24 protein-coding genes are annotated in these 25,314 nt (G+C 69.5%); 6 read left to right on the top strand and 18 right to left on the bottom strand.

Going from position 1 to position 25,314, the window contains the following annotated elements:
- Positions 1–21 precede the first annotated feature (21 nt).
- The 3 genes from U4Y91_RS10395 to U4Y91_RS10385 all read right to left on the bottom strand — a co-directional run bounded on the left by U4Y91_RS10395 (position 22) and on the right by U4Y91_RS10385 (position 2,108).
- Positions 22–462: a peptidase gene (locus U4Y91_RS10395; protein ID WP_321804992.1), complete on the bottom strand. Its 441-nt coding sequence runs from the start codon at positions 460–462 to the stop codon at positions 22–24.
- 292 nt (positions 463–754) lie between these two features.
- Entirely contained in the window at positions 755–982 is a 228-nt protein-coding gene (locus U4Y91_RS10390; RefSeq protein WP_006753156.1) for a sulfurtransferase TusA family protein, read from the bottom strand.
- A 190-nt stretch (positions 983–1,172) separates the two neighbouring features.
- Positions 1,173–2,108: a LysR family transcriptional regulator gene (locus U4Y91_RS10385; protein ID WP_321804991.1), complete on the bottom strand. Its 936-nt coding sequence runs from the start codon at positions 2,106–2,108 to the stop codon at positions 1,173–1,175.
- 115 nt (positions 2,109–2,223) lie between these two features.
- Here U4Y91_RS10385 and U4Y91_RS10380 point away from each other — a divergent pair, with 115 nt between their 5' ends.
- Positions 2,224–3,744 carry a CoA-acylating methylmalonate-semialdehyde dehydrogenase gene (locus tag U4Y91_RS10380; protein ID WP_321804990.1) on the top strand — a complete coding sequence of 507 codons (1,521 nt, stop codon included), beginning with the start codon at positions 2,224–2,226 and terminating at the stop codon, positions 3,742–3,744.
- Positions 3,745–3,806: 62 nt separating this feature from the next.
- Here U4Y91_RS10380 and U4Y91_RS10375 read toward each other — a convergent pair whose 3' ends face one another.
- The 8 genes from U4Y91_RS10375 to U4Y91_RS10340 all read right to left on the bottom strand — a co-directional run bounded on the left by U4Y91_RS10375 (position 3,807) and on the right by U4Y91_RS10340 (position 12,926).
- Positions 3,807–4,691: a MurR/RpiR family transcriptional regulator gene (locus U4Y91_RS10375; RefSeq protein ID WP_321804989.1), complete on the bottom strand. Its 885-nt coding sequence runs from the start codon at positions 4,689–4,691 to the stop codon at positions 3,807–3,809.
- 318 nt (positions 4,692–5,009) lie between these two features.
- Positions 5,010–6,182 (bottom strand): Gfo/Idh/MocA family oxidoreductase, encoded by a 1,173-nt coding sequence (locus U4Y91_RS10370; RefSeq protein ID WP_321804988.1) that lies wholly within the window; start codon positions 6,180–6,182, stop codon positions 5,010–5,012.
- Positions 6,183–6,248: 66 nt separating this feature from the next.
- Positions 6,249–7,175: a TIM barrel protein gene (locus tag U4Y91_RS10365; RefSeq protein ID WP_321804987.1), complete on the bottom strand. Its 927-nt coding sequence runs from the start codon at positions 7,173–7,175 to the stop codon at positions 6,249–6,251.
- Between the two features lie 89 nt (positions 7,176–7,264).
- Positions 7,265–8,278, bottom strand: coding sequence for a Gfo/Idh/MocA family oxidoreductase (locus U4Y91_RS10360; RefSeq protein WP_321804986.1), 1,014 nt, complete (start codon positions 8,276–8,278; stop codon positions 7,265–7,267).
- Between the two features lie 74 nt (positions 8,279–8,352).
- Positions 8,353–9,267, bottom strand: coding sequence for a sugar phosphate isomerase/epimerase (locus tag U4Y91_RS10355; RefSeq protein WP_321804985.1), 915 nt, complete (start codon positions 9,265–9,267; stop codon positions 8,353–8,355).
- Between the two features lie 36 nt (positions 9,268–9,303).
- Positions 9,304–10,329, bottom strand: a complete 1,026-nt coding sequence (locus U4Y91_RS10350; RefSeq protein ID WP_321805089.1) for an ABC transporter permease — start codon at positions 10,327–10,329, stop codon at positions 9,304–9,306.
- Positions 10,330–10,356: 27 nt separating this feature from the next.
- Positions 10,357–11,931, bottom strand: coding sequence for a sugar ABC transporter ATP-binding protein (locus U4Y91_RS10345; RefSeq protein ID WP_321804984.1), 1,575 nt, complete (start codon positions 11,929–11,931; stop codon positions 10,357–10,359).
- Between the two features lie 68 nt (positions 11,932–11,999).
- Positions 12,000–12,926: a sugar ABC transporter substrate-binding protein gene (locus U4Y91_RS10340; protein ID WP_044846095.1), complete on the bottom strand. Its 927-nt coding sequence runs from the start codon at positions 12,924–12,926 to the stop codon at positions 12,000–12,002.
- Positions 12,927–13,243: 317 nt separating this feature from the next.
- Here U4Y91_RS10340 and U4Y91_RS10335 point away from each other — a divergent pair, with 317 nt between their 5' ends.
- The 5 genes from U4Y91_RS10335 (at position 13,244) to U4Y91_RS10315 (ending at position 19,553) form a co-directional block, all read left to right on the top strand.
- A complete protein-coding gene (locus U4Y91_RS10335) occupies positions 13,244–15,202 on the top strand; it encodes a bifunctional 5-dehydro-2-deoxygluconokinase/5-dehydro-2-deoxyphosphogluconate aldolase (RefSeq protein ID WP_321804983.1) in 1,959 nt (652 codons plus the stop codon).
- A gap of 46 nt (positions 15,203–15,248) precedes the next feature.
- Positions 15,249–17,132: a 3D-(3,5/4)-trihydroxycyclohexane-1,2-dione acylhydrolase (decyclizing) gene (iolD, locus tag U4Y91_RS10330; protein ID WP_321804982.1), complete on the top strand. Its 1,884-nt coding sequence runs from the start codon at positions 15,249–15,251 to the stop codon at positions 17,130–17,132.
- 62 nt (positions 17,133–17,194) lie between these two features.
- Positions 17,195–18,124 carry a myo-inosose-2 dehydratase gene (gene iolE / locus U4Y91_RS10325; protein WP_321804981.1) on the top strand — a complete coding sequence of 310 codons (930 nt, stop codon included), beginning with the start codon at positions 17,195–17,197 and terminating at the stop codon, positions 18,122–18,124.
- A gap of 31 nt (positions 18,125–18,155) precedes the next feature.
- On the top strand, positions 18,156–18,974 hold the full coding sequence (gene iolB / locus U4Y91_RS10320) for a 5-deoxy-glucuronate isomerase (RefSeq protein WP_321804980.1): 819 nt from the start codon (positions 18,156–18,158) through the stop codon (positions 18,972–18,974).
- An 84-nt stretch (positions 18,975–19,058) separates the two neighbouring features.
- Positions 19,059–19,553: a heme-degrading domain-containing protein gene (locus U4Y91_RS10315; protein WP_321804979.1), complete on the top strand. Its 495-nt coding sequence runs from the start codon at positions 19,059–19,061 to the stop codon at positions 19,551–19,553.
- A 22-nt stretch (positions 19,554–19,575) separates the two neighbouring features.
- On the opposite strand, the gene U4Y91_RS10310 is transcribed toward U4Y91_RS10315, so the two are convergent.
- The 7 genes from U4Y91_RS10310 to U4Y91_RS10280 all read right to left on the bottom strand — a co-directional run bounded on the left by U4Y91_RS10310 (position 19,576) and on the right by U4Y91_RS10280 (position 25,234).
- Positions 19,576–20,322 (bottom strand): glucose 1-dehydrogenase, encoded by a 747-nt coding sequence (locus U4Y91_RS10310; protein WP_321804978.1) that lies wholly within the window; start codon positions 20,320–20,322, stop codon positions 19,576–19,578.
- A 176-nt stretch (positions 20,323–20,498) separates the two neighbouring features.
- The gene (locus U4Y91_RS10305) at positions 20,499–21,203 is read right to left on the bottom strand and encodes an ABC transporter ATP-binding protein (RefSeq protein ID WP_321804977.1); all 705 of its coding nucleotides are present in this window, start codon (positions 21,201–21,203) and stop codon (positions 20,499–20,501) included.
- Positions 21,200–21,949, bottom strand: coding sequence for an ABC transporter ATP-binding protein (locus U4Y91_RS10300; protein ID WP_321804976.1), 750 nt, complete (start codon positions 21,947–21,949; stop codon positions 21,200–21,202). Before U4Y91_RS10300 ends, U4Y91_RS10305 begins: the two co-directional genes overlap by 4 nt.
- On the bottom strand, positions 21,946–23,172 hold the full coding sequence (locus tag U4Y91_RS10295) for a branched-chain amino acid ABC transporter permease (RefSeq protein WP_321804975.1): 1,227 nt from the start codon (positions 23,170–23,172) through the stop codon (positions 21,946–21,948). The genes U4Y91_RS10300 and U4Y91_RS10295 overlap by 4 nt, the downstream gene beginning before the upstream one ends.
- Entirely contained in the window at positions 23,165–24,100 is a 936-nt protein-coding gene (locus U4Y91_RS10290; protein ID WP_321804974.1) for a branched-chain amino acid ABC transporter permease, read from the bottom strand. The genes U4Y91_RS10295 and U4Y91_RS10290 overlap by 8 nt, the downstream gene beginning before the upstream one ends.
- Positions 24,101–24,113: 13 nt before the next feature.
- Complete coding sequence (locus tag U4Y91_RS10285) at positions 24,114–24,551, bottom strand: acyl-CoA thioesterase (protein WP_044846106.1); 438 nt, start codon at positions 24,549–24,551, stop codon at positions 24,114–24,116.
- Positions 24,552–24,697: 146 nt separating this feature from the next.
- On the bottom strand, positions 24,698–25,234 hold the full coding sequence (locus tag U4Y91_RS10280; protein WP_257774073.1) for an NUDIX domain-containing protein: 537 nt from the start codon (positions 25,232–25,234) through the stop codon (positions 24,698–24,700).
- Positions 25,235–25,314 lie beyond the last annotated feature (80 nt).

Genomic DNA, 25,314 nt, shown 5'->3' with positions numbered 1-25,314 from the left:
AATTGCGCGGACTACGGTCCTTTATTCGAATAATCCTTCCCGTCGCGCGACCGGAGGCGCTTCCGGTTGCCGCAGGATGGGCTGCCCCGGCACGGGCTGCCCCAGCATGGGCTGCCCCAGCATCCGCTCCAGCTGGCCGCGCACGCGCTCCCACGCCGGCGCCGCATAGTCGGGCTGGCTCGCCGCCCACGCCTGCGCGAGATCGAACACGCGCTCGATCGTCGCGCCGCAATACGTGACGCCCGCGCCGTCGTCCTGCGCGGCGCCGCGCAGCCGTTCGTCGAGCGATTCGGCCAGCCACGGCATCTCGGCCGCCGCCGAATCGGCATACGCCTCCAGCGCGGCACGCGCGTGGCGATCCCGTTGCGGGTCGAGCTCGATCCGGCTCAACCCCGCCGCGCGTGCGGGCGCGATGCATTCCGCTGCGGACGGACTTCGAATGGTCCCTGGTCTGAAGGACATGTCCTCTCCCCGTTTGTACGACGGCAGCGTCAGGCATGGCCCCCGTGCCCGCCTCGTATGACGTACCGTGGCCGGTGCATCCATCCGAGACGGACGACCGGCCGGGTCAGTATACGCAGCCGGTCTTGCGACGAGGTTTAAGAATTGTCAGAGGCATCAGAGGAGCGCTTTCCAATGGAACAGGAGCCTGGGCGAGGGTCTGCGCTGGCGCTTGTGTAGCGCCGTTGGGCGCGGCCGGGCCGCAGTGGGCGGTGCGCGTGCGGGCGCCGCAAGGGGCGCGGGATGCGGGCCGTCAGCGGCGGCGCATCAGGAACACGAAGGTCTTGTCCTGGGTCGTCACTTCGACGATCTCGTTGCCCGTCTGCTTCGCGAACGCGGCGAAATCGCGCTGCGAACCCGGATCGGTCGCGAGCACCTTGAGGATCTGCCCGCTCTCCATATCGGCGAGCGCTTTCTTGGCGCGCAGGATCGGCAACGGGCAATTGAGCCCGCGCGCGTCCACTTCCTTGTGAATCTGCATCGGCTGTCGACCTTCGAATGACGCGCCACACGGGCGCGGGAGGAAGCGGCGATTTTACCGCAGCGCGGCCGCCCCTGCCCGCGCGGCCCGGGCCCAGGCCCGGCCGCGCGACGCGGCGCGCCCGCGCCCGTCGCGCACTCGCCCCGCACTCGTCCCGCGCTCGTCCCGCGCCCGCCCCGCCAAGCGCCCGTCAGGCGCCCGAGAACCCGCCCGCGAGCCGCTCGCGCAGGTGCCGCACGAGCGCGCGCACCGCGCTCGGCACGACCGGGCTGTACGGCCGGAGCGCGAAGATGTGGTCGCCGAACGCGCCCGACGGCCGCCAGCCGTCGAGCAGCGCGACGAGCCGGCCGGCGTCGAGATCGCGCTGCGCGCTGAAATCCGGCAGCAGCGCGATGCCGAGCCCGCCGAGCGCGGCCTCGCGCATCGCCTCGCTGTTGTTGGCCGCGAAGCTGCCGCGCACCGGCACGCTCACGCGCTGGCGCCGCCGGCCGTCCGGCTCGAAGCTCCAGGCGGCCGGTTCGTTGTCGCGCAGGTAGCACAGGCAGCTGTGGTCGACGAGTTCGCTCGGGTGGCGCGGCGCACCGCGCGCGTCGAGGTAGTCGCGGCTCGCGACCAGCAGCGAACGCGTGTCGCACAGCTTCCACGCGACGTGGGTTTGCGGCGCGGTCGTCGTATGGCGGATCGCGAGGTCGAAGCCCTCCTGCGTCAGCGAATGCAGCCGGTCGGACAGGTCGAGTTCGATATGCACGCCCGGGTGCTCCCGCAGGAAATCGGGCAGGTGCGGCACGACCTGCTGGCGCCCGAGCGCGACCGGCGCCGTCACGCGCAGCAGCCCGCGCGGCTCGCCGGCGAGGTCCTTCACGCGCGCGAAGTGCTGGCCGATCGATTCGAACGCGTCGCGCGTGCTGTCGACCAGCGTCTGCCCGGCGTCGGTGAGCCGCACGCTGCGCGTCGTGCGGCGCACGAGCGGCACGCCGGCCGCTTGCTCGAGATCGGCGATGCGCTGGCTCATCGCGGCCTTGCTGATGCCGAGCCGCTGCGCCGCGGCCGTGAAGCTGCCGGCCGCGGCCAGCACCGTCAGCGAGTGGATATGCGGCCAGAGCGCCTGGACATTTTGCTGATTCATCCATCGATTATTCAGAATTCTGAACAGTGAATCAAGCTGCGCGGCCTTCTCCCGCCCCGCCGCTTTGCCTAGACTAGGTTCCGTCCACCCCCCATTCCCATCCCCAGGAGACACGATGACCACGGTTCCCGCCTATACGTCCGACGCCGACGTCGGCCACTACATCGACGGCGCCCCCGTCGCCGGCCGCAGCGGCCGCTTCCAGGACGTCTTCAATCCGGCGCTCGGCCGCGCGGTGCGCCGCGTCGCGCTCGCCGGCGACGACGAAGTGCAGCGCGCCGTCGCGTCCGCCCGTGCGGCGTTCCCGGCCTGGGCCGACACGCCGCCGATCCGCCGCGCCCGCGTGCTGCACCGCTTCCTGCAGTTGATGAACGAACACCGCGACACGCTGGCCGCCATCATCACGGCCGAGCACGGCAAGGTGTTCTCGGATGCGCAGGGCGAAGTCGCGCGCGGCATCGACATCATCGAATTCGCATGCGGCGTGCCGCAACTGCTGAAGGGCGACTTCACCGACCAGGTCAGCACCGGCATCGACAACTGGACGATGCGCCAGCCGCTCGGCGTCGTCGCGGGTATCACGCCGTTCAACTTTCCATGCATGGTGCCGTGCTGGATGTTCCCCGTCGCGCTCGCGACGGGCAACACGTTCGTGCTGAAGCCGAGCGAACGCGACCCGTCGGCGGCGCTGTTCATCGCCGACCTGCTCACGCAGGCGGGCCTGCCCGCCGGCGTGTTCAACGTCGTGCAGGGCGACAAGGGTGCGGTCGACGCGCTGCTCGACCACCCGGACGTGCAGGCCGTCAGCTTCGTCGGCTCGACGCCGATCGCGGCCTACGTGCAGCAGCGCGCGGTGCAGTCGGGCAAGCGCGTGCAGGCGCTCGGCGGCGCGAAGAACCATCTCGTCGTGATGCCGGACGCGAACATCGAGCAGGCGGTCGACGCACTGATCGGCGCCGCGTACGGCTCGGCCGGCGAACGCTGCATGGCGATCAGCATCGCGGTGCTGGTCGGCGACGTGGCCGACAAGATCGTGCCGGCGGTCGCCGAGCGCGCGCGCAAGCTGGTGATCGGCGACGGGATGTCGCCGGAAGTCGAGATGGGCCCGATCGTCACCGGCGAAGCGCTCAAGCGCATCGAAGGCTATATCGAGCAAGGCGTCAGCGAAGGCGCGCAACTGGTGGTCGACGGCCGCGGGCTGCGCGTGCCGGGCCGCGAGGCAGGCTTCTTCACCGGCGGCACGCTGTTCGATCACGTGACGCCTGACATGCGCATCTACAAGGAAGAGATCTTCGGGCCGGTGCTCGGCTGCGTGCGCGTGAAGGACTTCGGCGAAGCGGTCGACCTGATCAACGCCCACGAGTTCGGCAACGGCGTCGCATGCTTCACGAGCGACGGCGGCATCGCGCGCGAATTCGCGCGGCGCATCCAAGTCGGCATGGTCGGCATCAACGTGCCGATTCCGGTGCCGATGGCCTGGCACGGCTTCGGCGGCTGGAAGAAGAGCCTGTTCGGCGACATGCACGCGTACGGCGAGGAAGGCGTGCGCTTCTACACGCGCCAGAAGTCGGTGATGCAGCGCTGGGCGTCCAGCATCGGCAAGGGCGCCGAATTCGCGATGCCGACCGCGAAGTAAGCGTTGTCGACAAACCGCCCGCCGATCGATCCCGCGGGCGGCAGGCAAACGGAAAGCCGATGTCAGCCAGCCTTCGTGCCGTGCGCGCCGTCGGCGGTCGGCAGGTACGACAGCTCGAGCCGGTACGCGAGCGCGACGAACAGGCTCTGCGCGAGGCCCATCGTCGCGGTCAGCGCACGGAACCCGAACGTCTCGCTGTCCTGCACCATCAGCGTCACCTCGGCCTCGCGCGCGAGCGGGCTCATCCGGCTGTCGGTGATCGCGATCAGGCGCGCGCCGCGCTGCACGGCCTGCTGCGCGACCTGCACCGTCTCTTCCGCATACGGCATGAACGAGATCACGATCATCACGTCGCCCTCGCGCACCGAGCGGATCTGGCCGAGATGCATGCTGCCGAGCGCGCTGAACAGGCCGATGCGCTTGTCGGTGTGCTGCAGCGCATAGTCGAGATACACGGCGATCGGAAACGCGCGGCGCGAGCCGGCAATCCAGATCGCCTGCGTGTCGGCGAGCAGGTCGACGGCCTGTGCGAGCGCGTGCGGGTCGAGCGTCTGCCGCAGCTGCTGCATGCCGGCAATGCTGCCCTTGATGAATTCGTCGGCGATCTGCTCGGGCTGCAGGCTCGACTCGCCCGATTCGATCACGTCGCGCAGCCGCAGGTTGTACGCGCGGCCCGGCGCGATCTGCTGGGCCAGCCCCTCGCGGAACAGCCGCTGCATCTCGGAGAAGCCCGAAAAGCCGAAATGCTTGGCGAACCGGACGACGGCCGACGGCTGCACGCCGCACGCCTCCGCGAGCGACTGGATGCCTTCCAGGCCCAGCTGGTCCCGATGCGTTTCCACGTGACGCGCAATCACCTTCAGGCGATTGCTGAGGCCGTCGTACTCCTGCGTCAGATGCTGCAGGAACGCCTCGACGGTGGCGGGTGGTTTCTCGGATGAACTCATCGGATAGCGCGAAGTTGACGGCCCCGATCCGCGCGCCGCCTGCGCGTGCGCCCGGGACTCACCTATGGACATGCATGAAGGGCGAATTTAATCACGTTTGCGGCACGGCCCGCGCCGCACGCTCGCTCCCACGCGCTCGATCATCACCTGCACACGCTCCACGGCCGGAATGGAAACGATTTTCCAACGCCGTCGCCGAGCCGTAAAGATTAGGGCGTCTACCGACGCGGATGCGGACGGCAACGCCGAGGGTCGCCCGCCGCCGCCCTTGGCTGCCGGCCGAAGCCGCGCATCGGCCGCCGCTTGCTCACCGCTTGCTCACCGATAGTCGACCCACACGCCGCCCGCATCGGCGGACCGCACGCAGTTCTCGACCCACCGCACGCCTTCGACGCCCGCATGGACATCCGGAAAGCGGATGTTCTGCAACGCCTGGGCGTCGCCGCGATCGGCCGCGTCCATCGCGAGCGCGAAGCGTGCGTACAGATTCGACCACGCTTCGAACAGCCCTTCCGGATGCCCGGCGCCGATGCGATCTTCGCGCAATGCGTGCGGATGCAGATAGCCCATCCCGCGATCGAGCACCTGCGCGGGCTGCCCCTGGATCTCGTAGCGCAACTGGTTCGGATGCTCGTCCCACCATTCGACGCTCGCCTTCGAGCCGATCACGCGCACCTTCTGCCCGTGCATCGAGCCCGCGTTCACCGCGCTCGACCACACGTAGCCGATCGCGCCGGTGTCGTATTCCATGATCGTGAACGCGTTGTCCTCGAGCGGCGCGCGGCTCTTCACGAAGCTCTGCCGCGAGCACATCAGCCGTTTGATCTGCAGTTCCGGCGCCATCACTTCGGAGATGTACAGCGGATGCGTGCCGATGTCGCCGAGCACGTAGCTCGGCCCCGCGAACTTCGGGTCGACGCGCCAGCGCGCGGCCGCGCTCGCGGCCTCGACACCCTCGCTGTGAAAGCCGTGCGCGAATTGCATCTGCACGATGCGGATCTCGCCGAGATCGCCGCGCGCGATCATTTCGCGCGCCTGCTCGATCATCTGGTGTCCGGAATAGCCGTACGCGACGCCGACGATGCGGTTCTTCTCGACCGACAGCCGCTGCAGCGCCTCGGCCTCCTCGGTCGTGAAGCACAGCGGCTTCTCGCACACGACGTGCAGCCCCGCGTTCAGCGCCGCGCGGCAAATCTCGAAGTGCGTGTTGTTCGGCGTCGCGATCGACACCGCGCGGATGCCGTCGGCGCGCTTCGCCTCGGCGTCGAACATCGTCCGGTAGTCGGGATAGCAGCGGTTCGCGTCGACGCCAAGCTTCGCGCCGAATTGCCGGCCGCGTTCGGCATCGATGTCGAATGCGCCGGCAACGAGCTGAAAGCTGCCGTCTCGCAATGCGGCCGACCGGTGGCTGTAGCCGATCTGGCTGCCGAGCCCGCCGCCGACCATGCCCCAGGGAATCGAATGTCCGAGCAGAATCTGTCCGTCGATCATGGTTGTCGTGTTCCTGTCCGTGTTCAGGTGTTCAAAGTGTGTGCAGAGGGTCGTGCCGACGGCCGCTTACGCGAACCCGGCCGACGCGAGAAACGCGCGGCTCGCCGCGACGTCGCGCAGGCTCGTGCCGGCATTGCGCGGATCGCGCTCCTGTTCGATCGTGATGTATCCCGCATAGCCGATGTCGTCGAGCGCGCGACGGATCGCGCGATAGTCGAGCACGCCGGTGCCGATCGGGCACATCACGCCGCGCGCGCACGCCGCGAAGAACGCGATGTGTTCGCCCATCACCGCGTCGTACACGGCCGCGTCGATATCCTTGAAATGCACGTAGTCGAGCCGCGCCGCGTGACGGCGCAGCCACGTCTCGGGATCCATCCCCGAGTAGTACAGGTGGCCGGTGTCGAGACAGAGGCCCGCCGTATCGGCCGGGACGTCGGCGACGATCCGGTCGATCTCGTCCGCGAACTCGATGTAGCCGCCCGCATGCGGATGGATCACCGCGCGCACGCCGAATTCGTCGCGCGCGATCGTCGCGATTTCGCGAATGTGGTCGACCATGCGCGCCCAGCGTTCGGCGGACAGGCGCGGCGCGCGATCGGCGTGGCCGGCCGCGTAGTCGCGTTCGTCGTGCCCCCAGTCCATCACGACCAGATACGGCGCCGCATGGCGCTGGCCCGGCTGCGTCGGCAGCTTCGGCAAGCGCGTGATCAGCGCGCAGATCTCGTGCGTCTGGCGCAGCAGGTTCGGCAGGTTCTCCGGCGACACCAGGTCGTCGAAGATCGTGCCGGCGGTGATGCTCAAACGCTGCCGTTCGAGCTCGGCGCTCACCACGTCGAGCTCGAGCGGGATGTAGCCGTACGGGCCGAGCTCGATGCCCGAATAGCCGGCCTGTGCGGCTTCGGCGAGCACCTGCCGCCACGGCGGCAGGTGCGGGTTCTTCACGTCGTCGACGCCCCAGCAGCAGGGCGCGCAGCCAATCTTCATCGTCATGTTGGTCAGTCCCGCAGGAAAGCGGCGCGCGGCCGCGAGCGTGGCCGCATGGACACGCTCGCGGCCCGGTGTCAGCGTGTTCAGCCTGCTCAGCCGCGATAGAACGCCGGGCGTTCGGCCATCGCGATCGGCTCGACCGCCCCGCTCTGCTGCGCGCGCACGCACGCATCGGCCGCGACCGCCGCCGCATAGCCGTCCCATGCGGACGGCCCGGTCAGCGCACCCTGCCGCACGCCGTCGATGAACGCCTGCAGCTCGACGTCGTACGACGCGATGAAGCGCTCCTTCCAGTCGGTCATGATCTCGACCGACTGCCGCGCCGCGTGCTTGAGCCCGACCGCGGGCGGATCGGGCAGCTTCGCGATGCCGTTCTCGCCGACCACCTCGCACTGGATGTCGTAGCCGTATTGGCAGTTCACGAAGATCTCGACGTCGATGCGCACGCCGCTCGCGGTTTCGAGCAGCACGATCTGCGGATCGGCGAGATGCGCGGACGCATGGCGCGTCTTCTTCGGATAGACGACCTGCGCGCTCGCATAGTCCTCGCCGAGCAGCCAGCGCAACACGTCGAGCTCGTGGATCAGCGTGTCGGTGATCGCCATGTCGGTCGTATAGCGCTCGCCGACCGACTGGTTGCGGTGCGCGCAATGCAGCATCAGCGGCGCGCCGATCTCGCCACTGTCGATCACGCGCTTGAGCGCACGGTAGCCTTCGTCGTACGGCCGCATGAAGCCGACCTGCACGAGCCGCTTGCCGTGCGCGACCTCGGCTTCGACGATGCGCATGCAGCCTTCCGCCGTCACCGCGAGCGGTTTCTCGCAGAACACCGGCTTGCCGTGCGCGATCGCGTCGAGCACGAACGCTTCGTGCGTCGGCCCCCACGACGTGACGAGCACGGCCTCTACGTCGGCAGCCGCGACCACTTCGTGGCCGTCGCCGTAGATTTCCGCGTCGAGCCCGTACTTCGTCACCGCGTCGCGCGCCTGCTGCGGATCGATGTCGTTGACGGCCACCACGCGCGCGCCGGACAGCGTGCGCGTGAGCCTGCGGATATGGTCCTGGCCGATCGCGCCGCAGCCGATCACGCCGATTTGCAAGGTCATCCGGATATCTCCAGTCTTTGGTTCAACGACGGCGCGGCCCGTGCCGCGCCGGTCTGCAATGATTCGACGGCCGGTCAGCGCGCGGCCGCCCGTTCGAAATGGCGTTCGACGTAGCGCTGGATCGTGTCGCGCATGTAGCGCGACGACGCTTCCGCGCGGTCCTCCCACGCGAACACGCACGACGACATCACGCCGTCGAAGCCGGCGCTGCCGAGTGCGCGGAAAAACACGTCCCAGTCGATCTCGCCCTGCCCGATGTCGAGATGCTGGTGCACGCGGATCTGGTTCGAGCCCGGCGGGTTCACGATGTAGCGCAGCTGGCTGCTCTTGCGGTGGTCGAACGTGTCGGCCACGCGCACGTGTGCGAGGATCGGCGCGGCGGCCGCGATCATAGCGGCCATGTCGTCGCCGTAATAGAACGTGTGCGGCGCGATGTACGACAGCTTCAGCGACGGCGAGCCGATGTTCGTGACGATGTCGATCGCCGGCTGCAGCTGCTCGATCCAGTCTTCCGGATGCGGCTCGACCGACAGCACGATGCGTTCGCGCTCGAGGATCGGCAGCAGCTCGTCCATCGAACGGAACCACGCGGCTTCGCACAGCTCCTTCGGGTTCGCGCCCGGCCGTTCGCCGACCGAGCGCTCCGGCGACGCGCCGCGCCCGAATTCGGACACCATCAGCGGGCATTCCATCTCGAGCGCGACCTCGATCGCCTTCTTCCAGCAGCGCACTGCCCACTGCCGCTCGTCGTCGAACGGGCTGGCCCAGCGGTACATCGGCTGCAGCGACGCAAGGCCGACGCCGCTTGCGCGCAACGCATGCCGGAACGCGGCCATGCGCTCGCGCGTCGCGCGCGGCATCACCCACCAGTCGAGAAAGTCGCTGCGCGGCGACAGCTCGATCTGGTCGTAGCCGAGCTCGGCCACCGCATGCGGCAGCCGGTCGAGCGGCAGGTGGCGAATCATGTAGGGATCCAGAGCGATCTTCATCTTCTTCCCGATTGTTGTGTGTTCGGCCGCGGCCGGTCAGCGGCGCGACTTCTTGTTGCGATACTGGTCGGCGATCACGGCCGCGACGATGATCGCGCCCTTGACCATCTCCTGGTAGTACGCGTCGATCCGGATGAACGTGAAGCCCGACGTCATCACGCCGAGGATCAGCACGCCGATCACGGTGCCCGTCACGCGCCCGAGGCCGCCCGACAGCGACGTGCCGCCGATCACGACGGCCGCGATCGCGTCGAGCTCGTACATCACGCCCATGCCCGACTGGCCGGAGATCGCGCGCGCGGCCGTCACGGTGCCGGCGATCCCGCTCAGGAGGCCCGCGATCGCATAGACGAACACCAGGTGGCGCGTCACGTTGATGCCCGACACGACGGCCGCGTGGCGGTTCGCGCCGATCGCATACGTGTACTTGCCGAAGCGCGTGTAGCGCAGCACGACGTGGAAGATCGCGGCCACCACGACGAAGATGAGCACCGGGTTCGCGCCCGCGCCGATCGCCGCGAACTGATCGGTCAGCATCGACACCGGCATCCCGTTGGTGAACCACTTCGCGAAGCCGCGCGCGGCGACCATCGTGCCGAGCGTCGCGATGAACGGCGGGATGCCCGTCAGCGCGATCAGCGAGCCGTTCAGCAGGCCGACCAGCAGCCCGACGCACACGCCGGCCAGCACCGGCCAGATGATCGGCAGGTCGGTCAGGTGCGGGAACACCGCGCGCGGAAAATCGGACACCTGCGCGAGGCTGGCCGACACGACCGCCGCCGCGGCGACGACCGACCCCGACGACAGGTCGATCCCGCTGGTGATGATCACGAGGTTCACGCCGACCGCGATGATGCCGATCACGGCCATCTGCAGCACGATGATCTCGAGCCGCTCCGCGTTGAACAGGAAGCTCTGCCCGACGACGAGCCAGCCGATCACCTCGAAGAACAGGCTGATGCCCACCAGCACCAGGAAGATGCTCAGTTCGGGCGGCCACTTCGCGTGCCGCGTCTTGATCGTCATGGACTGCGCGTCCGCGACCGGATTCAGGTTGCCCATTTCAGTTGTCTCCATGCTTGTTGCGGCTCAGCGCGAGGCCAGGTCCATGATGCGGACCTGGTCGGCGTCCTTGCGTTCGACGATGCCGGTCATCCGGCCTTCGTGCATCACCATCACGCGATCGCTCATGCCGAGCACTTCCGGCATCTCCGACGAGATCATCAGCACCGCGACGCCCTTGCCGGCGAGCGCGCTGACGAGCCGGTGAATCTCGGCCTTCGCGCCGACGTCGATCCCGCGGGTCGGCTCGTCGAGGATCAGGATGCGCGGTTGCGTGAGCAACCATCGGCCGATCAGCACCTTCTGCTGGTTGCCGCCCGACAGGTTCTGGATTTCCTCGTGCAGCCCGGGCGTCTTCACGCGCAGCATCCGGCTCATTTCCTCGCAGTCGCGCTTCAACTGAGCCTGCCGCACGAAATTGAACTTCACGTAGCGATGGCTGAGCACCGCCGCTTCCATGTTCGCGAGCAGGTCGAGATTCAGGAAGCAGCCGGTGTCCTTGCGGTCCTCGGTGAGGAACGCCATCCCGTGCTTCATCGCCTGCGCGGGCGTGGCGATGCGCACCGGCTTGCCGTCGATCAGGATCTCGCCGGAGGTGGCCGGCACGACGCCGAACAGCGCCTCCGCGACGTTCGATCGCCCCGAGCCGACAAGGCCCGCGACGCCGAGGATCTCGCCCGCGCGCAGCTCGAAGCTGACGTCGCGGAACACGCCGTCGACGCCGAGGTTCTTCACGGCCAGCACGACGTCGCCGATCGGCACGTCCTCCTTCGGGAACATCTGCGTGATCTCGCGGCCGACCATCATGCGGATGATGTCGTCGCGCGTGACGTCGGTCGACGCGTGCGTGCCGATGTACTTGCCGTCGCGGAACACCGAGAACTCGTCGGCGATCTCGAACAGCTCGTTCATCTTGTGCGTGATGTAGACGATGCCCTTGCCCTGCTCGCGCAGCTGGCGAATGATGCGGAACAGGTGCGTGACCTCCTTGTCGGTCAGCGCGGAAGTCGGCTCGTCCATGATCAGCACGTCGGAGTCGAACGACACGGCCTTCGCGATCTCGACCATCTGGCGGCTCGCGACCGTCAGCGTGCGCACGTCGGCTTCCGGGTCGATGTCGATCGACAGCCGCTCGAACAGCGCGGCGGTGCGGCGGCGCAGCTCGGCGTGATCGATCAGGCCGAAGCGGTTCTTCGGTTCGCGGCGAATCCAGATGTTCTCCGCGACCGTCATGTACGGCATCAGGTTGAGTTCCTGGTGGATCATCGCGATGCCGCGATCGAGCGCGTCGAGCGGGCCGTTCAGCACGACGGGCTCGCCGTTGATCAGGATCTCGCCCTGGTCGGGCGTGTAGACGCCGGCGATGATCTTCATCAGCGTCGACTTGCCGGCGCCGTTCTCGCCCATCAGCGCATGCACGGTGCCGCGGCGCACGCGGAACTGCACGCCGTCGAGCGCGACGACGCCGGGAAACGACTTGCCGACGCCGCGCACCTCGAGCACGCAGTCGGCTGCGGGCGCACCGGACGAACCCGGTGCGGCGGACGAGGCGGCCGGCGCGCTTTCGCTCGCCATCGAGCGCGCCATCCTGGCTGTAAACATGGACGTTCCTCGAAAGTCACACGCGAACCCGGACACGCCGGGCCCGCGCAGTTCAGCGGAAAAACCGGTCAGTGCTTCGCGTACTGGTTCATGTTCTCCGGCGTGACGAGTTCGAACGGCACGTTCACGAAGCGCTCGACGGGCTGCTTCTTCGCCAGCTTGAGCGCGGCCGCGACGGCCTGCGCACCCTGCCCGGCCGCGTTCTGGTACACCGACACCTTCAGCTCGCCGCTCTTCATCGCCGCGAGCCCGTCCGGCGTCGCGTCGATGCCCGCGACGACCGTCTTCGGCGTCAGCTTGCGCGCGGCCTTCAGCGCGTTGATCGCGCCGATCGCCATTTCGTCGTTGTTCGACACGATCGCGTCGAACTTCGTCCCGGAGCTCAGCCAGTTCATCGTGATGTCCTGGCCCTGCGTGCGGCTCCACTTGCCTTCGCGCTTGTCGACGATCTTCATGCCGGCACAGTCCTTGGTCGCGATCACGTCCTCGATGTCCTTGGTGCGCGCACGCGCCGACTCGTTGGACAGCTCGCCCATCAGCACCAGGATGTCGCCCTTGCCGCCGAGCAGCTTGCACACCTGGCGCGCCTGCAGCGTGCCCGACTGTTTCTCGTCGGATGCGACCACCGCGACGCCGGCCGGCAGCTTGTCGAAATCGACCGGCTTGCGGTTCACGTAGACGAGCGGGATCTTCGCGGCGGTCACCATCTTGGTGATCTTCGGCGTCGCGTCGGTGTCGACCGCATTCACGATGATCGCGTCGACCTTCTGCGCGATCATGTTCTGGACCTGGCTCAACTGCTTGCCGACGTCGTTGCCGCCGTCCTCGATCTGCACGGTCGCACCGTCCTTCTTCGCCGCATCGCCGATGCTGTTGCGCAGGATCGTCAGGAACGTGTCGTCGAACGATGCCATCGTCACGCCGATCTTCTCGGCATGCGCGAGCGGCATGGCCAGGATTGCGGCGGCCGCGGCGGCCATCAGCTTGGTCTTCATGATCACTCTGTCTCCTCATCTCCGGGGGCGGAAAAACGGCGCGTTGCGCGCCGCCGGGCCGAGTCCGATCGGATCCGATTCGGACTGAAGCATCCGGATGAAACTGTAGATCACTTCTTCGAAAATTTGGAAATTTATTTCTACGTGATTTCACCTAGGGAACTGGATTTCCAAAAAGTCTAGACTCCGTTCCGTAGCCCGATTCCTTGCGGCAGGCGTTCCCGTGTCGTGCCGCGCACGTGACGGACCACCGTCGCAGGATCGGTCCCTCAATCTGCCGGCAGGGTCGAACGCCGGCCGCGAGCGTGATACGTGATATGAGCCCGTTGAACTTTCCGACTGACCGCCCCATCGATCTCGCCTGCCTCGGCCGCGTCGCCGTGGACCTTTACGCGCAACAGTACGGCAGCCGCCTGGAGGATGCGCGCAGCTTCCAGATGTATCTCGGCGGCTCGTCGGGCAACGTCGCGTTCGGCGTCGCCCGGCTCGGGCTGAAGACCGCGATGATCTCGCGCGTCGGCGACGAGCAGATGGGCCGCTTCGTGCGCGAGACGCTCGAGCGCGAAGGCTGCGACACGAGCCAGCTGCAGACCGATCCGGAACGCCTGACCGCGCTCGTGCTGCTCGGGCTGAAGGATCGCGACACGTTCCCGCTGCTGTTCGTGCGCGAGAACTGCGCGGACATGGCCGTGCGCGCCGACGAGATCCGCGAGGACTTCATCGCCGGCTGCCGCGCGCTCGCGATCACCGGCACCCATCTTTCGACGCCGGGCACCCGCGAGGCGTCGCTGACCGCGCTCGGCTACGCGCGCCGCCACGGCGTCGTGCGGATCCTCGACATCGACTACCGGCCTGTGCTGTGGGGGCTGACCGCGCGCGGCGCGGGCGAGAACCGCTACGTGCCCGACGCGCAGGTCACGCGGCAGCTGCAGCAGGTGCTCGGCGAGTTCGACCTGCTGGTCGGCACCGAGGAGGAATTCCTGATCGCGGGCGGCGTGCCGCACGACCTGATCGCGTCGCTGCAGGCCGTGCGCCGCGCGAGCGGCGCGGCGCTGGTGGTCAAGCGCGGCGCGCTCGGCTGCTGCGTGATCGAGGGCGACATCCCCGCGCGCATCGACGATGCGCCGACCTTCCACGGCGAACGCGTCGAAGTCCTGAACGTGCTCGGCGCGGGTGACGCGTTCCTGTCGGGCCTGCTGTCCGGGCTGCTGCGCGGGCACGGCTGGGCGCAAGCGACGCGCATCGCGAATGCGTGCGGCGCGATCGTCGTGTCGCGCCACGCGTGTTCGGCCGCGATGCCGACGCCGGCCGAGCTCGAACACTGGTTCGGCGGCAGCCGCAATCCGCAGGTGGATGCCGATCGCGCGCTCGCGCACCTGCATCGCGTGACGGTGCCGCGCCGCGCATGGGACGACCTGTGCGTGATGGCGTTCGACCATCGCAGCCAGTTCTACGAACTCGCGGTGCAGGCCGGCGCGGACGAAGCGCGGATCAAGACGCTCAAGCGCCTGCTCGTGCGCGCGGCCGAACAGGTCGAGCGCGATCGCCGGATCGAAGGCCATGTCGGCGTGCTGATCGACGGCGGCGCGTACGGCCGCGACGCGCTCGCGTCGGCCACCGGCCGCGGCTGGTGGGTCGGCCGCCCGGTCGAGCTGCCCGGCTCGCGGCCGCTGTGCTTCGACGACACGCGCTCGGTCGGCTCGTCGCTCACGCACTGGCCGACCGAACAGGTCGTGAAGTGCCTCGTCCACTACCACCCCGACGACGACGTCGACCTGCGCGTCGCACAGGAGCAGCGCGTGCTGGAGCTGTGGGAAGCCACGCGCGCGAGCGGCAACGAGCTGCTGCTCGAAATCATTCCGCCGCGCGCGGTCACGCCGCCCGGCACCGAGGACGACGCGGTGCTGCGCACGGTCGCGCGCTTCTACAACCTCGGCGTGATGCCGGAGTGGTGGAAGCTCGCGCCGATGAGCGCCGACGGCTGGGCGCGGCTCGAGACGCTGGTGGCCGAGCGCGACCCGCACTGCCGCGGCGCGGTGATCCTCGGGCTGAACCAGCCGTTGCAATATCTGGTCGACAGCTTCCGCTCGGCGACCAACCCGATCGTCAAGGGCTTCATGGTCGGCCGCACGCTGTGGGCCGACGCGTCGCTGCACTGGCTCGCCGGCCGGATCGACGACCAGGCGCTGATCGACGAAGTGGCCGGCAATTTCGCGCAGCTGGTCGACGCGTGGCTCGGCCGCCGTGCCGCCGCGCGCGCCGCGGCAGCAGCCTGATGCAGATGTCCGTGATGACCACCCGATTCCTCCTGATCGACAGACGATGACCACCACCGTGAGACTGACCGTCAGCCAGGCGCTCGTGCGCTACCTGGCCGCCCTGCGCGCCGAAGTCGTCCAGCCGGACGGCCGCACCGAGATCCTGCCGTATTGCGGCGGCGTGTTCGCGATCTTCGGCCACGGCAACGTGGCCGGGCTCGGCGAAGCGCTGCATGCCGAAAAAGAACGGCTGCCGACGTTCCGCGCCCACAACGAGCAAGGAATGGCGAATGCGGCCGTCGCATTCGCGAAAGCGAACTTCCGCCAGCGGATGATGGCTGCGACATCCAGCATCGGCCCCGGCGCGACCAACATGCTGACCTCCGCGGCGCTCGCGCACGTCGGCCGGCTGCCGCTGTTGCTGCTGCCCGGCGACGTGTTCGTGTCGCGGCTGCCCGACCCGGTGCTGCAGCAGGTCGAGGACTTCGAACAGGGCGACGTCAGCGCGAACGACTGCTTCCGGCCGGTGACGCGCTACTTCGACCGGATCACGTCGCCCGAGCAGCTGCTGGTCGCACTGCCGCGCGCGATCCAGGTGATGAGCGACCCCGCGCAGTGCGGCCCCGTGTGCCTCGCGCTGCCGCAGGACGTGCAGACCTTCGCGTACGACTGGCCGGAGGATTTCTTCGCGCCGCCGGTGATCCGGATGCGCCGCCCGCCCGCCGACGCGCTCGAACTCGCGGATGCGATCGACGTGTTGAAAGCGGCGAAGAAACCGCTGATCGTCGCCGGCGGCGGCGTGCTGTACAGCCAGGCATGGGACGCGCTGCGCACGTTCGCCGACACGCACGGCGTGCCGGTCGCCGAATCGCAGGCCGGCAAGGGCAGCCTCGCGTGGGACCACCCGCTGAACCTCGGCGCGATCGGCGTGACGGGCTCGCCCGCCGCGAACCGCGCGGCCGCGCAGGCCGACGTGGTATTCGCGGTCGGCACGCGCCTGCAGGACTTCACGACCGGCTCGCACGCGCTGTTCGGCAATGCGACGCTGCTGAGCCTGAACGTGCAGCCGTTCGACGCGGGCAAGAAGCGCGGCCGGCAATTGATCGCCGATGCGCGCACGGGCCTCGGCCAGCTGTCGGCCGCGCTCGCGGGCTGGCGCGCGGATGCGGCGTGGACGGCCTCGAACCAGGATCAGGCCGCCGCGTGGAACGCGCGCGTGACCGAACTGACCTCGCGCGTGCCGACGGACACGCTGCCGTACGACGCGGAAGTGATCGGCGCGGTGCGCGATTCGGCGGCCGACGCGGGACGCGACAGCGCGCGCGACGATCTCGTCGTGTGCGCGGCCGGCACGCTGCCGGCCGAACTGCACAAGCTGTGGCGCAGCGGCGTGCCGGGCAACTACCACATGGACTATGCGTACTCGTGCATGGGCTACGAGGTCGCGGGCGGCCTCGGCGCGAAGCTCGCGCGGCCCGAGCACGAAGTGATCGTGATCGTCGGCGACGGCTCGTACATGATGCTCAACGCCGAACTCGCGACGTCCGTGATGCTCGGCCGCAAGCTCATCGTCGTGATCCTCGACAACCGCGGCTACGGCTGCATCGAGCGGCTGCAGCTCAATTGCGGCGGCGCGAGCTTCAACAACATGCTCGACGACTGCGTGCCGGAAGGCGGCGAACGCTCGACGATCGATTTCGCGATGCATGCGCGCGCGATGGGCGCCGAAGCCGTGCACGTGCGCGACGTCGGCGAGCTGCGCAGCGAAATGAAGCGTGCGCGCGCGGCGAAGACGAGCCAGGTCATCGTGATCGACACGACGCACGAGCGCACGACCGCGGACGGCGGCGCGTGGTGGGAAGTCGCGGTGCCGCAGGTATCCGCGCGCGCCGGTGTCGAACGCGCGCACCGGACGTATCTCGACGAGAAAACCCGGCAGCGGCGCTGATCCGGCCACCCTTTCCATCCGCCGTACCGCGAAAAACAACATTCGAACCAAGGAAGCACGTCATGAGCTGGAACGTTCGCATCGGTATCAATCCCCTGTCGTGGATGAACGACGACCTGCCGTCGCTCGGCGGCGAGACGCCGCTCGAGACGGCACTGAAGGAAGGCGCCGAAATCGGCTACGCGGGCTTCGAGCTCGGCAACAAGTTTCCGAAGACGGGCCCCGAGCTGAAGGCGAAGCTCGCCGAGTTCGGGCTCGTGTGCGTGTCGGGCTGGTATTCCGGCTTTCTGGCGGAAGTCGAGCCGGGCATGAGCGACGCCGATGCGCTCGCCGCCGAAATCGAGCGCTGCCGCGCGCACATGACGAAGCTGCAGTTCAACGACGTGAAGGTCGTGGTGTACGGCGAATGCGCGGGCACGATCCAGGGCAGCATCGACACGCCGGTCGCGAAGCGGCCGCGCTTCGTCGACGATAAAACCTGGCGGCGCTACGCGGCGCGCCTCGACGCATTCGGCGCGCACCTGCTCGAGACCTACGGGATCAAGCTCGCCTACCATCACCACATGGGCGCGTACGTCGAGTCGCCGGACGACGTCGACCGGCTGATGGCGCTGACCGATCCGGCGAAGGTGTTCCTGCTGTTCGACACGGGCCACGCGTATTTCGGCGGCGCGGCCGATCCGGTCGCGCTGCTGAAGAAGCACGTGGCGCGCGTCGTGCACGTGCACTGCAAGGACGTGCGGCCGCAGGTCGTCACGCAGGCGCGCAACGGCGGCTGGAGCTTCCTGAACGGCGTGATCAACGGCACCTTCACGGTGCCGGGCGACGGCGCGCTCGATTACGAAGCGACGCTGCGCACGCTGAAGGACGCCGGCTACGAAGGCTGGCTCGTGGTCGAGGCCGAACAGGACCCGGCCGTCGCGCCGAGCTATCAGTATGCGAAGAAGGGCTACGAATCGCTGCGCGCGATCGTCGACCGGTTGAGCGCGTAAGCCCTGTCACCTCATCGAGGAACCTCACGCCATGACGATTTCTCCCCTGCTGGTCAAGGCATCCGCCGACCGCGAAATCTGCAACGTGACGCCCGAGTCGGCCGGCTGGAAACACGTCGGCTTTCGCGCGCTGCGCCTGAAGGCCGGCGACACCGAAACGCTCGACACGGGCCCGCGCGAACTGTGCGTCGTCGTGCTCACGGGCACGCTTCGCGCGCAAGTCGACGGCGAGACCTACGACGCACTCGGCAAGCGCGACAGCGTGTTCGAGGAAGTGTCGCCGGACGCACTGTATGTGCCGGGCGGCAAGACCGTCACGCTCGCCGCGACGCGCGACGCGGAAGTCGCGCTGTGCACCGCGCCTTACGCGAGCGGCGACAAGCGCGTGCAGCGCCTCGACGGCGAACGGATGCGGCGTGCGGTGCGCGGGCAAGGCACCAACACGCGCTACGTATGCGACATCCTGATGGGCGACAACCCGGCCGCGGACCGGCTGCTGGTCGTCGAAGTGATCACGCCCGCGAGCCACTCGAGCAGCTATCCGCCGCACAAGCACGATCGCGACGCGGCACCCGACGAAACGTCGCTCGAGGAAACCTATTACCACCGGATCGATCCGCCGCAGGGTTTCGCGTTCCAGCGCGTGTACACGGACGACCGCAGCCTCGACGAGGCATGCGCGGTCGAGAACCACGACGTCGTGATGGTGCCGCGCGGCTATCACCCGGTGGTCGCGCCGCACGGCTACAACCTGTACTACCTGAACGTGATGGCCGGGCCGAGCCGCGCGTGGGCGTTCAAGAACGACCCCGCGCACGAGTGGATGCTCGACGCGGCGCCCAGGCGTTGATGCATTGACGCGCTGAACGATCGACGGCCGGCGCGCGACGCAGGACGCGCGCACGAGCCGGACTTGCGACGACACGGAGCTGCCATGGCGATCCCCTTCCCGCGCTTCGCGCCCACGCCCTTCGGCGCCACGGCCTCGGCGCCGATGCTGGCGCACTTCGATGCCGACGTCGCGCGCCGGCTCGGCGACATCGCGGTCAATCTCGCATCGCGCCGCGGGCTGCCGATCGCGGTCGGCATCGTCGGCGAAGCCGCACCGCTGTTCTATTGCGCGCTCGACGGCAGCCGCGCCCATGACAGCGACGCGATCCGCCGCCGGCAGAACACGGTGTTGCGCTTCGGCGTCAGTTCGCTCGAGGTCGGCGCGCGCTTTCGCCGCGCCGGCTGGTCGTTGCAGTCGCAGGGATTGTCGGATGCCGACTATGCGCTCGACGGCGGCGGCGTGCCGCTGCGGCTGGCCGACGGCGGCATCGTCGGCGCGATGACGATCGCCGGGCTCGACGACGAACGCGATCATGCGCTCGTCGTCGAGAGCCTGCGCTGGCATGTCGGCGCGAATGCGCTCGCGATGATCGCGTAGCGGCGCGCGCCGGCGCGCGCGTTCAGTGCAGCCCGCCGCTCGCGACGAGGCGCTCGCCGGTCAGCCAGCGCGCATCGTCCGATGCGAGGAACACCGCGACCGACGCGATGTCGTCCGGCTCGCCGAGGCGGCCGAGCGGCGTCTGGCTTTGCACCTGCCTGTCGAGGTCCGAACCGATGATGCCCGCGCTGTGCGTGCCTTCGGTCACGATCATGCCCGGGTTGATCGCGTTCACGCGAATCTTGCGCGGGCCGAGTTCGAGCGCGAGCACGCCGGTGATCGCGTCGACGGCGCCCTTGGTGCCGCTGTACACGGCGCTCGCGGGCGGCGTGATGCTCGTCACCACGGAACTGATGTTGATGATGCTCGCGCCTTCGCCGAGATGCTTGACGGCGGCCTGCGTCGTCAGCAGCACGCCGAACACGTTCGTGTCGAACTGCCGGCGGTAGTGCTCTTCGGTGATCGCCTCGATCGGCGCGAATTCGTACACGCCGGAATTGTTGACCAGCACGTCGAGGCGGCCGTACGTATCGATCGCGGTATCGACGATGCGCTGCGCGTCCGCTGCCTTCGACACGTCACCGCCGACCGCGACCGCGCGGCCGCCCGCTTCGACGATCGCGCTCACGACCGCGTCGGCGCCGGCCTTGCTGCTCGCGTAGTTGACGACGACCGACGCGCCTTCGGCGCCCAGCGCCTTCGCAATGGCGGCGCCGATCCCCTTGGAACCGCCCGTGACGATCGCGACCTTGCCTGCCAGCTTGCTCATGATTTCATTCCTCAGTCGGAAGACTTCGATGGATGGGTGCCGGTCGCGCCTGTCGCCGCGCACCGGCCTTGCTGGCAATCTTCGCGGTTCCGGCGGCCGCGATAAAGCGGCTCGACACGAATTGACTGGCGGGGTTTGCCGAACAATCGGCGGATGGACGGTCGGCGGATAGACGGTCAGCCGGCGCTCAGCCACGCACCGACGACGTCGCCGCCGAGCCCGTCGAGCGCACCGTCGTAGACGATCCGCCCGCGCCCCATTACCGCGACGCGCTGCGCGAGCCGCGGCGCGAGCTGCAGCCGTTGCTCGATCAGCAGGATCGCGACGCCGTCGGCCTGCAGCGCGGCAAGGCAGGCGCCGACTGCGTCGACCGCGCGCGGCGCAAGCCCTTCGGCCGGTTCGTCGACGATCAGCACGCGCGGGCGGGCGGCGAGCGCGCGCACCAGCGCGAGCACCTGCTGCTCGCCGCCCGACAGCCGCCCGGCCTTCACGTCGGCCCGCGCGGCCAGCAGCGCAAAGCGCGCGAGCAGCCGGTCGAGGGCGGCACGTTCGGCCGCGCCGCGCAGGCCGCGCAGCCCGAGCCGCAAGTTGTCGCGCACGCTCAGCAGCGGAAATACGTCGCGGCTTTCGGCGATGTAGGCGACGCCGCGCCGCGCGATCTCGAACGTGCGCGCGCCCGCGCATTCGGCGCCGGCGATGCGCACCGAGCCCGCGGTGCGCACCAGCCCCATCACGGCCTTCGCGAGCGTCGAGCGGCCCGAGCCGTTGCGGCCGAGCAGCGCGAGCGTCTCGCCCGGCGCGAGCGCGAGATCGACGCCGTCGAGCACGGGCTGCCGCCCGTACCACGCGCGCAGGCCGCGGATGTCGAGCAGCGCGCTCATGCGCCCTCGCCGAGATAGGCAGCGCGCACGGCCGGATCCGCGCGGATCGCGTCGGGCGCACCGGTCGCGACCACCGTGCCGCGCACGAGCACCGTGATGCGCTCGGCGAAGCCGAACACCGCATCCATGTCGTGCTCGATCATCAGCACCGTGCGGCCCTGCGTCGTCGCGCGGATCAGCGCGATCATCCGCGCCGCCTGGTCGCGGTTCATGCCGGCGGTCGGCTCGTCGAGCAGCAGCGTGCGCGCGCCGCTCGCGAGCGCGATGCCCAGATCGAGCGCGCGCTGTTCCGCATAGCCGAGTGCGCCGGCCGGCGCGTCGCGCCGCGCATCGAGGCCGATGTCGTGCAGCACGCGCACGGCCGCGCGATCGACCGATGCCGATTCGCGCAGCCGGTTCCACCAGCGCCCCCGCTCGGCCGGCGCATGCAGCGCCGCGCAGCGCAGGTTGTCGAACACGCTCAGCCGCGCGAACGCGCTCGTCTGCTGGAAACTGCGGCCGATGCCGAGCCGGCTCGCGACGACCGGCCCGCGCCCGCGCAACTCGACACCGTGCAGCACGACGCGCCCGCGCGTCGGCCGCGTCGCGCCGGCGATCACGCCGAACAGCGTCGATTTGCCCGCGCCGTTCGGCCCGATCAGCGCATGACGCTCGCCGGCCGCGATGCTCAATTCGACACTGTCGAGCACGGTCTGCACACCGAAACGCTGCACGATCCCGTGGAGCGCGATCGCGTTGCCGTTCATAGCCCGTCCTCCCGCGTGCCGTGCCCGTGGTTCAGCAACCGCGCGCGCCAGCCCCACAGCAGCGTGCCGATGCCGGCCGCCGAGGCCGCGACGGCCCAGCCCGCCGGCGCATCGGCGTCGATGCCCCACGCGCCGAACGCGATGCCGGCGCCGTCGTCCTGCGCGAAGCGCCACGCATAGCCGAGCTCGGCCGCGCAGACGATCGCGACGCCCCAGAACACGCACGCGCCGACCCCGCACAACAGGCGCCACCGCTCGGCCGCCGGCGCGCCGCGCCGCAATGCATGCGCGAACGCTTGCGCGATGCCCGCGATCCCGCGCGGCGCGGCGACGACGACCGCGACGAACAGCACGCCGAGATACAGCGCCCATGCGCGCGACACGCCCGCGACGACGACGCTCAGCGCGGTCAGCACCACCGCGCCGGCCGCCGGCCCGAAGAACGTGCCGGTGCCGCCGATCACCGCGGCGATCAGCACGGTCGCCGAACGCGCCATCGACACGCTGTCGGGCGTCGCGATCTCGACGTCGATCAGCGTCAGCGTGCCGGCGATGCCCGCGAAGAACGACGCGCAGGTGACCATCGCGAGCCGCACACGGCGCGGCTCGGTGCCGAGCGCGGCGACGCGCGCGGGGTTGTCGCGCACCGCGTTCGCGAGCCGGGCGAGCGGCGTGCGCGTCAGCGCGTGCATCGCCAGCGCCGATACGATGCACCATGCGGCGATCACCGCGTAGGCCTGCGTTTGCGCACCGAAATGCCAGCCGCCCCAGGGCGCGCCGCTCGCGCGGTCGATCGGCACGCCGCCGACGCCGCCGAACCACGCAGGCACGCTCCACGCGGCGGCCGCGACGCATTCGCCGAGGCCGAGCGTGATCATCGCGAACACGGTGCCCGCGCGGCGTGTCGCGAGCAGGCCGGCCAGGAACCCGAAGCCCGCGCCGGCCACGCCGCCGACGAGCGGCAACAGCGGCAGCGGCGCGCCGACATGATTGAACCAGTGCGCGGCGGCGAACGCGCCGAGCCCCGCGACGGCGGCATGGCCGAACGACAGCAGCCCGGTCGTGCCGAGCTGCAGGTTGTACGACAGCGCGAGCACGACGAGCGCGGCCGTCTGCGCGAGATAGCCGAGCACCGCGCCATGCGGCCACAGCCACGCGGGCACGGCCACGCACGCGGCGAACAGCACCCAGCGCAGCGCGCCGGCCCGCGCGCGGCTAGCCATCGACGCGCTCGCCGAACAGCCCGCGCGGCCGGGCGACCAGCACCGCGACGAGCAGCAGGTACGGGACCAGCGGGGCGAGCTGCGCGATCGACACGGCCGCGACGCTGTCGGGCAGCGCGATGCCCGCCCATTGCGCGAGGTCACGCAGCGACGTGTCGCTGGACGCCGCGAAGGTCTGCGCGAAGCCGACCGCGAGCGACGCGGCGAACGCGCCGCCGAGCGAACCGAGCCCGCCGATCACGACGATCGCGAACACCACCGACCCGACGGTCTCGGCCAGCGCCGGCTCGATCACCGCGAGCGGCGCGCCGATCACGCCGGCCAGCGCCGCGAGCGCGGTGCCCGCGCCGAACAGCCCCGTCATCACGCGCGGCACGTCGTAGCCGAGCGCCTCGACGGCCGCGCGGTGCGTGAGCGCGGCGCGCACGACGAGCCCGAGGCGCGACGCGCGCAGCAGCGCGCCGAGCGCGACCAGCATCGCCGCGGACATCGCCATCATGAAGAGCCGGTAGCGCGGCAGCGCGAGGCCGAACACGGTCACGGGCGCGCCGTCGAACAGCGGCGGCACCGGGGCCTGCAGCGGTGCGAGGCCCCACAGGAGTTTCGCGCCCTCGCCGATCAGGTACGCGAGCCCGAAGGTCAGCAGCAGTTCGCTCGTGTGCCCGTGCGCCTGCACGCGGCGCAGCAGAGCGCGCTCGCAGCCGGCGCCGAGCAGCCCGACCGCGAGCGGCGCGAGCCCGAGCGCGGGCCAGAAACCCGCGCGGGCCGCGATGCTGTAGCCGACGTACGCGCCGAGCATGTAGAAGCTCGCATGCGCGAAGTTGAGCACGCCCTGCACGCTGAAGATCAGCGTGAGGCCGGCCGACAGCATGAACAGCAGCAACCCGTAGCTGAGGCCGTTGAACGCCTGGAGCGCGAATGCGTGCACCGCCGCAGGCCCGTCAGCCGGCGAGCGGTTCGAGCGCCGCGCGCAGCGCGTCCGGCAGCGGCACCGGGCGGCGCGTGCCGCGATCGACGTACACGTGCACGAAGTGTCCCTGCGCGGCCGGCGCGGCTTCGCCCGCCGCGAACAGCCCGATCTCGTAGCGCACGCTCGACGTGCCGAGTTTGGCGACGCGCAGCCCCGCGTCGACCGACTGCGGGAACACGAGCGGCGCGAAGTAATTGCACTGCGTCTCGACCACGAGCCCGATCGTCTGCCCGTGCTCGACATCGAGCACGCCGGCGCGGATCAGGTACTCGTTTACGACGGTGTCGAAATAGCTGTAGTAGACGACGTTGTTCACGTGACCGTAGACGTCGTTGTCCATCCAGCGGGTCGTGATCGGCAGGAAGTGGCGATAGGCGTCGCGCGGACGCGGCTGCGGCTTGTCGGACATGGCGGTGGCGGTCAGGGCAGGTCAGGACGAGGAAGATGAAGCGCACGTCGCACGGCGACCGTGCGGAACGGCACGCCGGCGAATGGCGAGGTGCCGCGCCGCGATCGTGCGCGGCGCGACGGGCGACATGGCGGCGGCGCGGCCCGTCACTGCCCCGCTCGGTCGACGAATTCGAAATCGAGGCCGCGCGCGCGCATCCAGTCGGCCAGCGCGTAGCCGGTGCCGGCACGCCACGGGCGCAGCAGCGGCGGATCGACGAGGCGGTATTCGAGCAGTTCCGGCGACAGTGCGACGGTGCCCGACGCGCGCACGTGGTACGCGATGATCAGTTCGTTCTTGCGGATGAATTCATAGACGCCGACGAGCGTGACCTGCTCGGCCTTCAGCGCGGTTTCCTCGAACACCTCGCGCGCGATGCCGTCCTCGGGCGTCTCGCCGTTCTCGAGGAAGCCGGTGATCAGCGCGAACATCCCTTCCGGCCAGGCCGCGTTGCGCGCGAGCAGGATCTTGCCGTCGAGCTCGACGATCGCGGCCACCACCGGCAGCGGGTTGTTCCAGTGCACGTAGCCGCACACGTCGTCCGGGCAGGCCTGGCGGACGCGGCCGCCTTCGTGGTCGGGATCGGCGCGCTCGGTCAGCGGACGCGCGCAGCGCGGGCAAAAACGGTAGTCGGCGGTGGTCATCGATGGGGATCTGGCGAGCGCCCGGCGGCGGCCTGCAGGCCGCGTCGCGCGCCCGCTCGGCGCGGGAAAGGCCTCATTCT

The sequence above is a fragment of the Burkholderia sp. BCC1993 genome, from assembly GCF_905339865.1.
Classification (GTDB): domain Bacteria; phylum Pseudomonadota; class Gammaproteobacteria; order Burkholderiales; family Burkholderiaceae; genus Burkholderia.
This window is presented reverse-complemented; position numbering and strand designations above follow the sequence as displayed.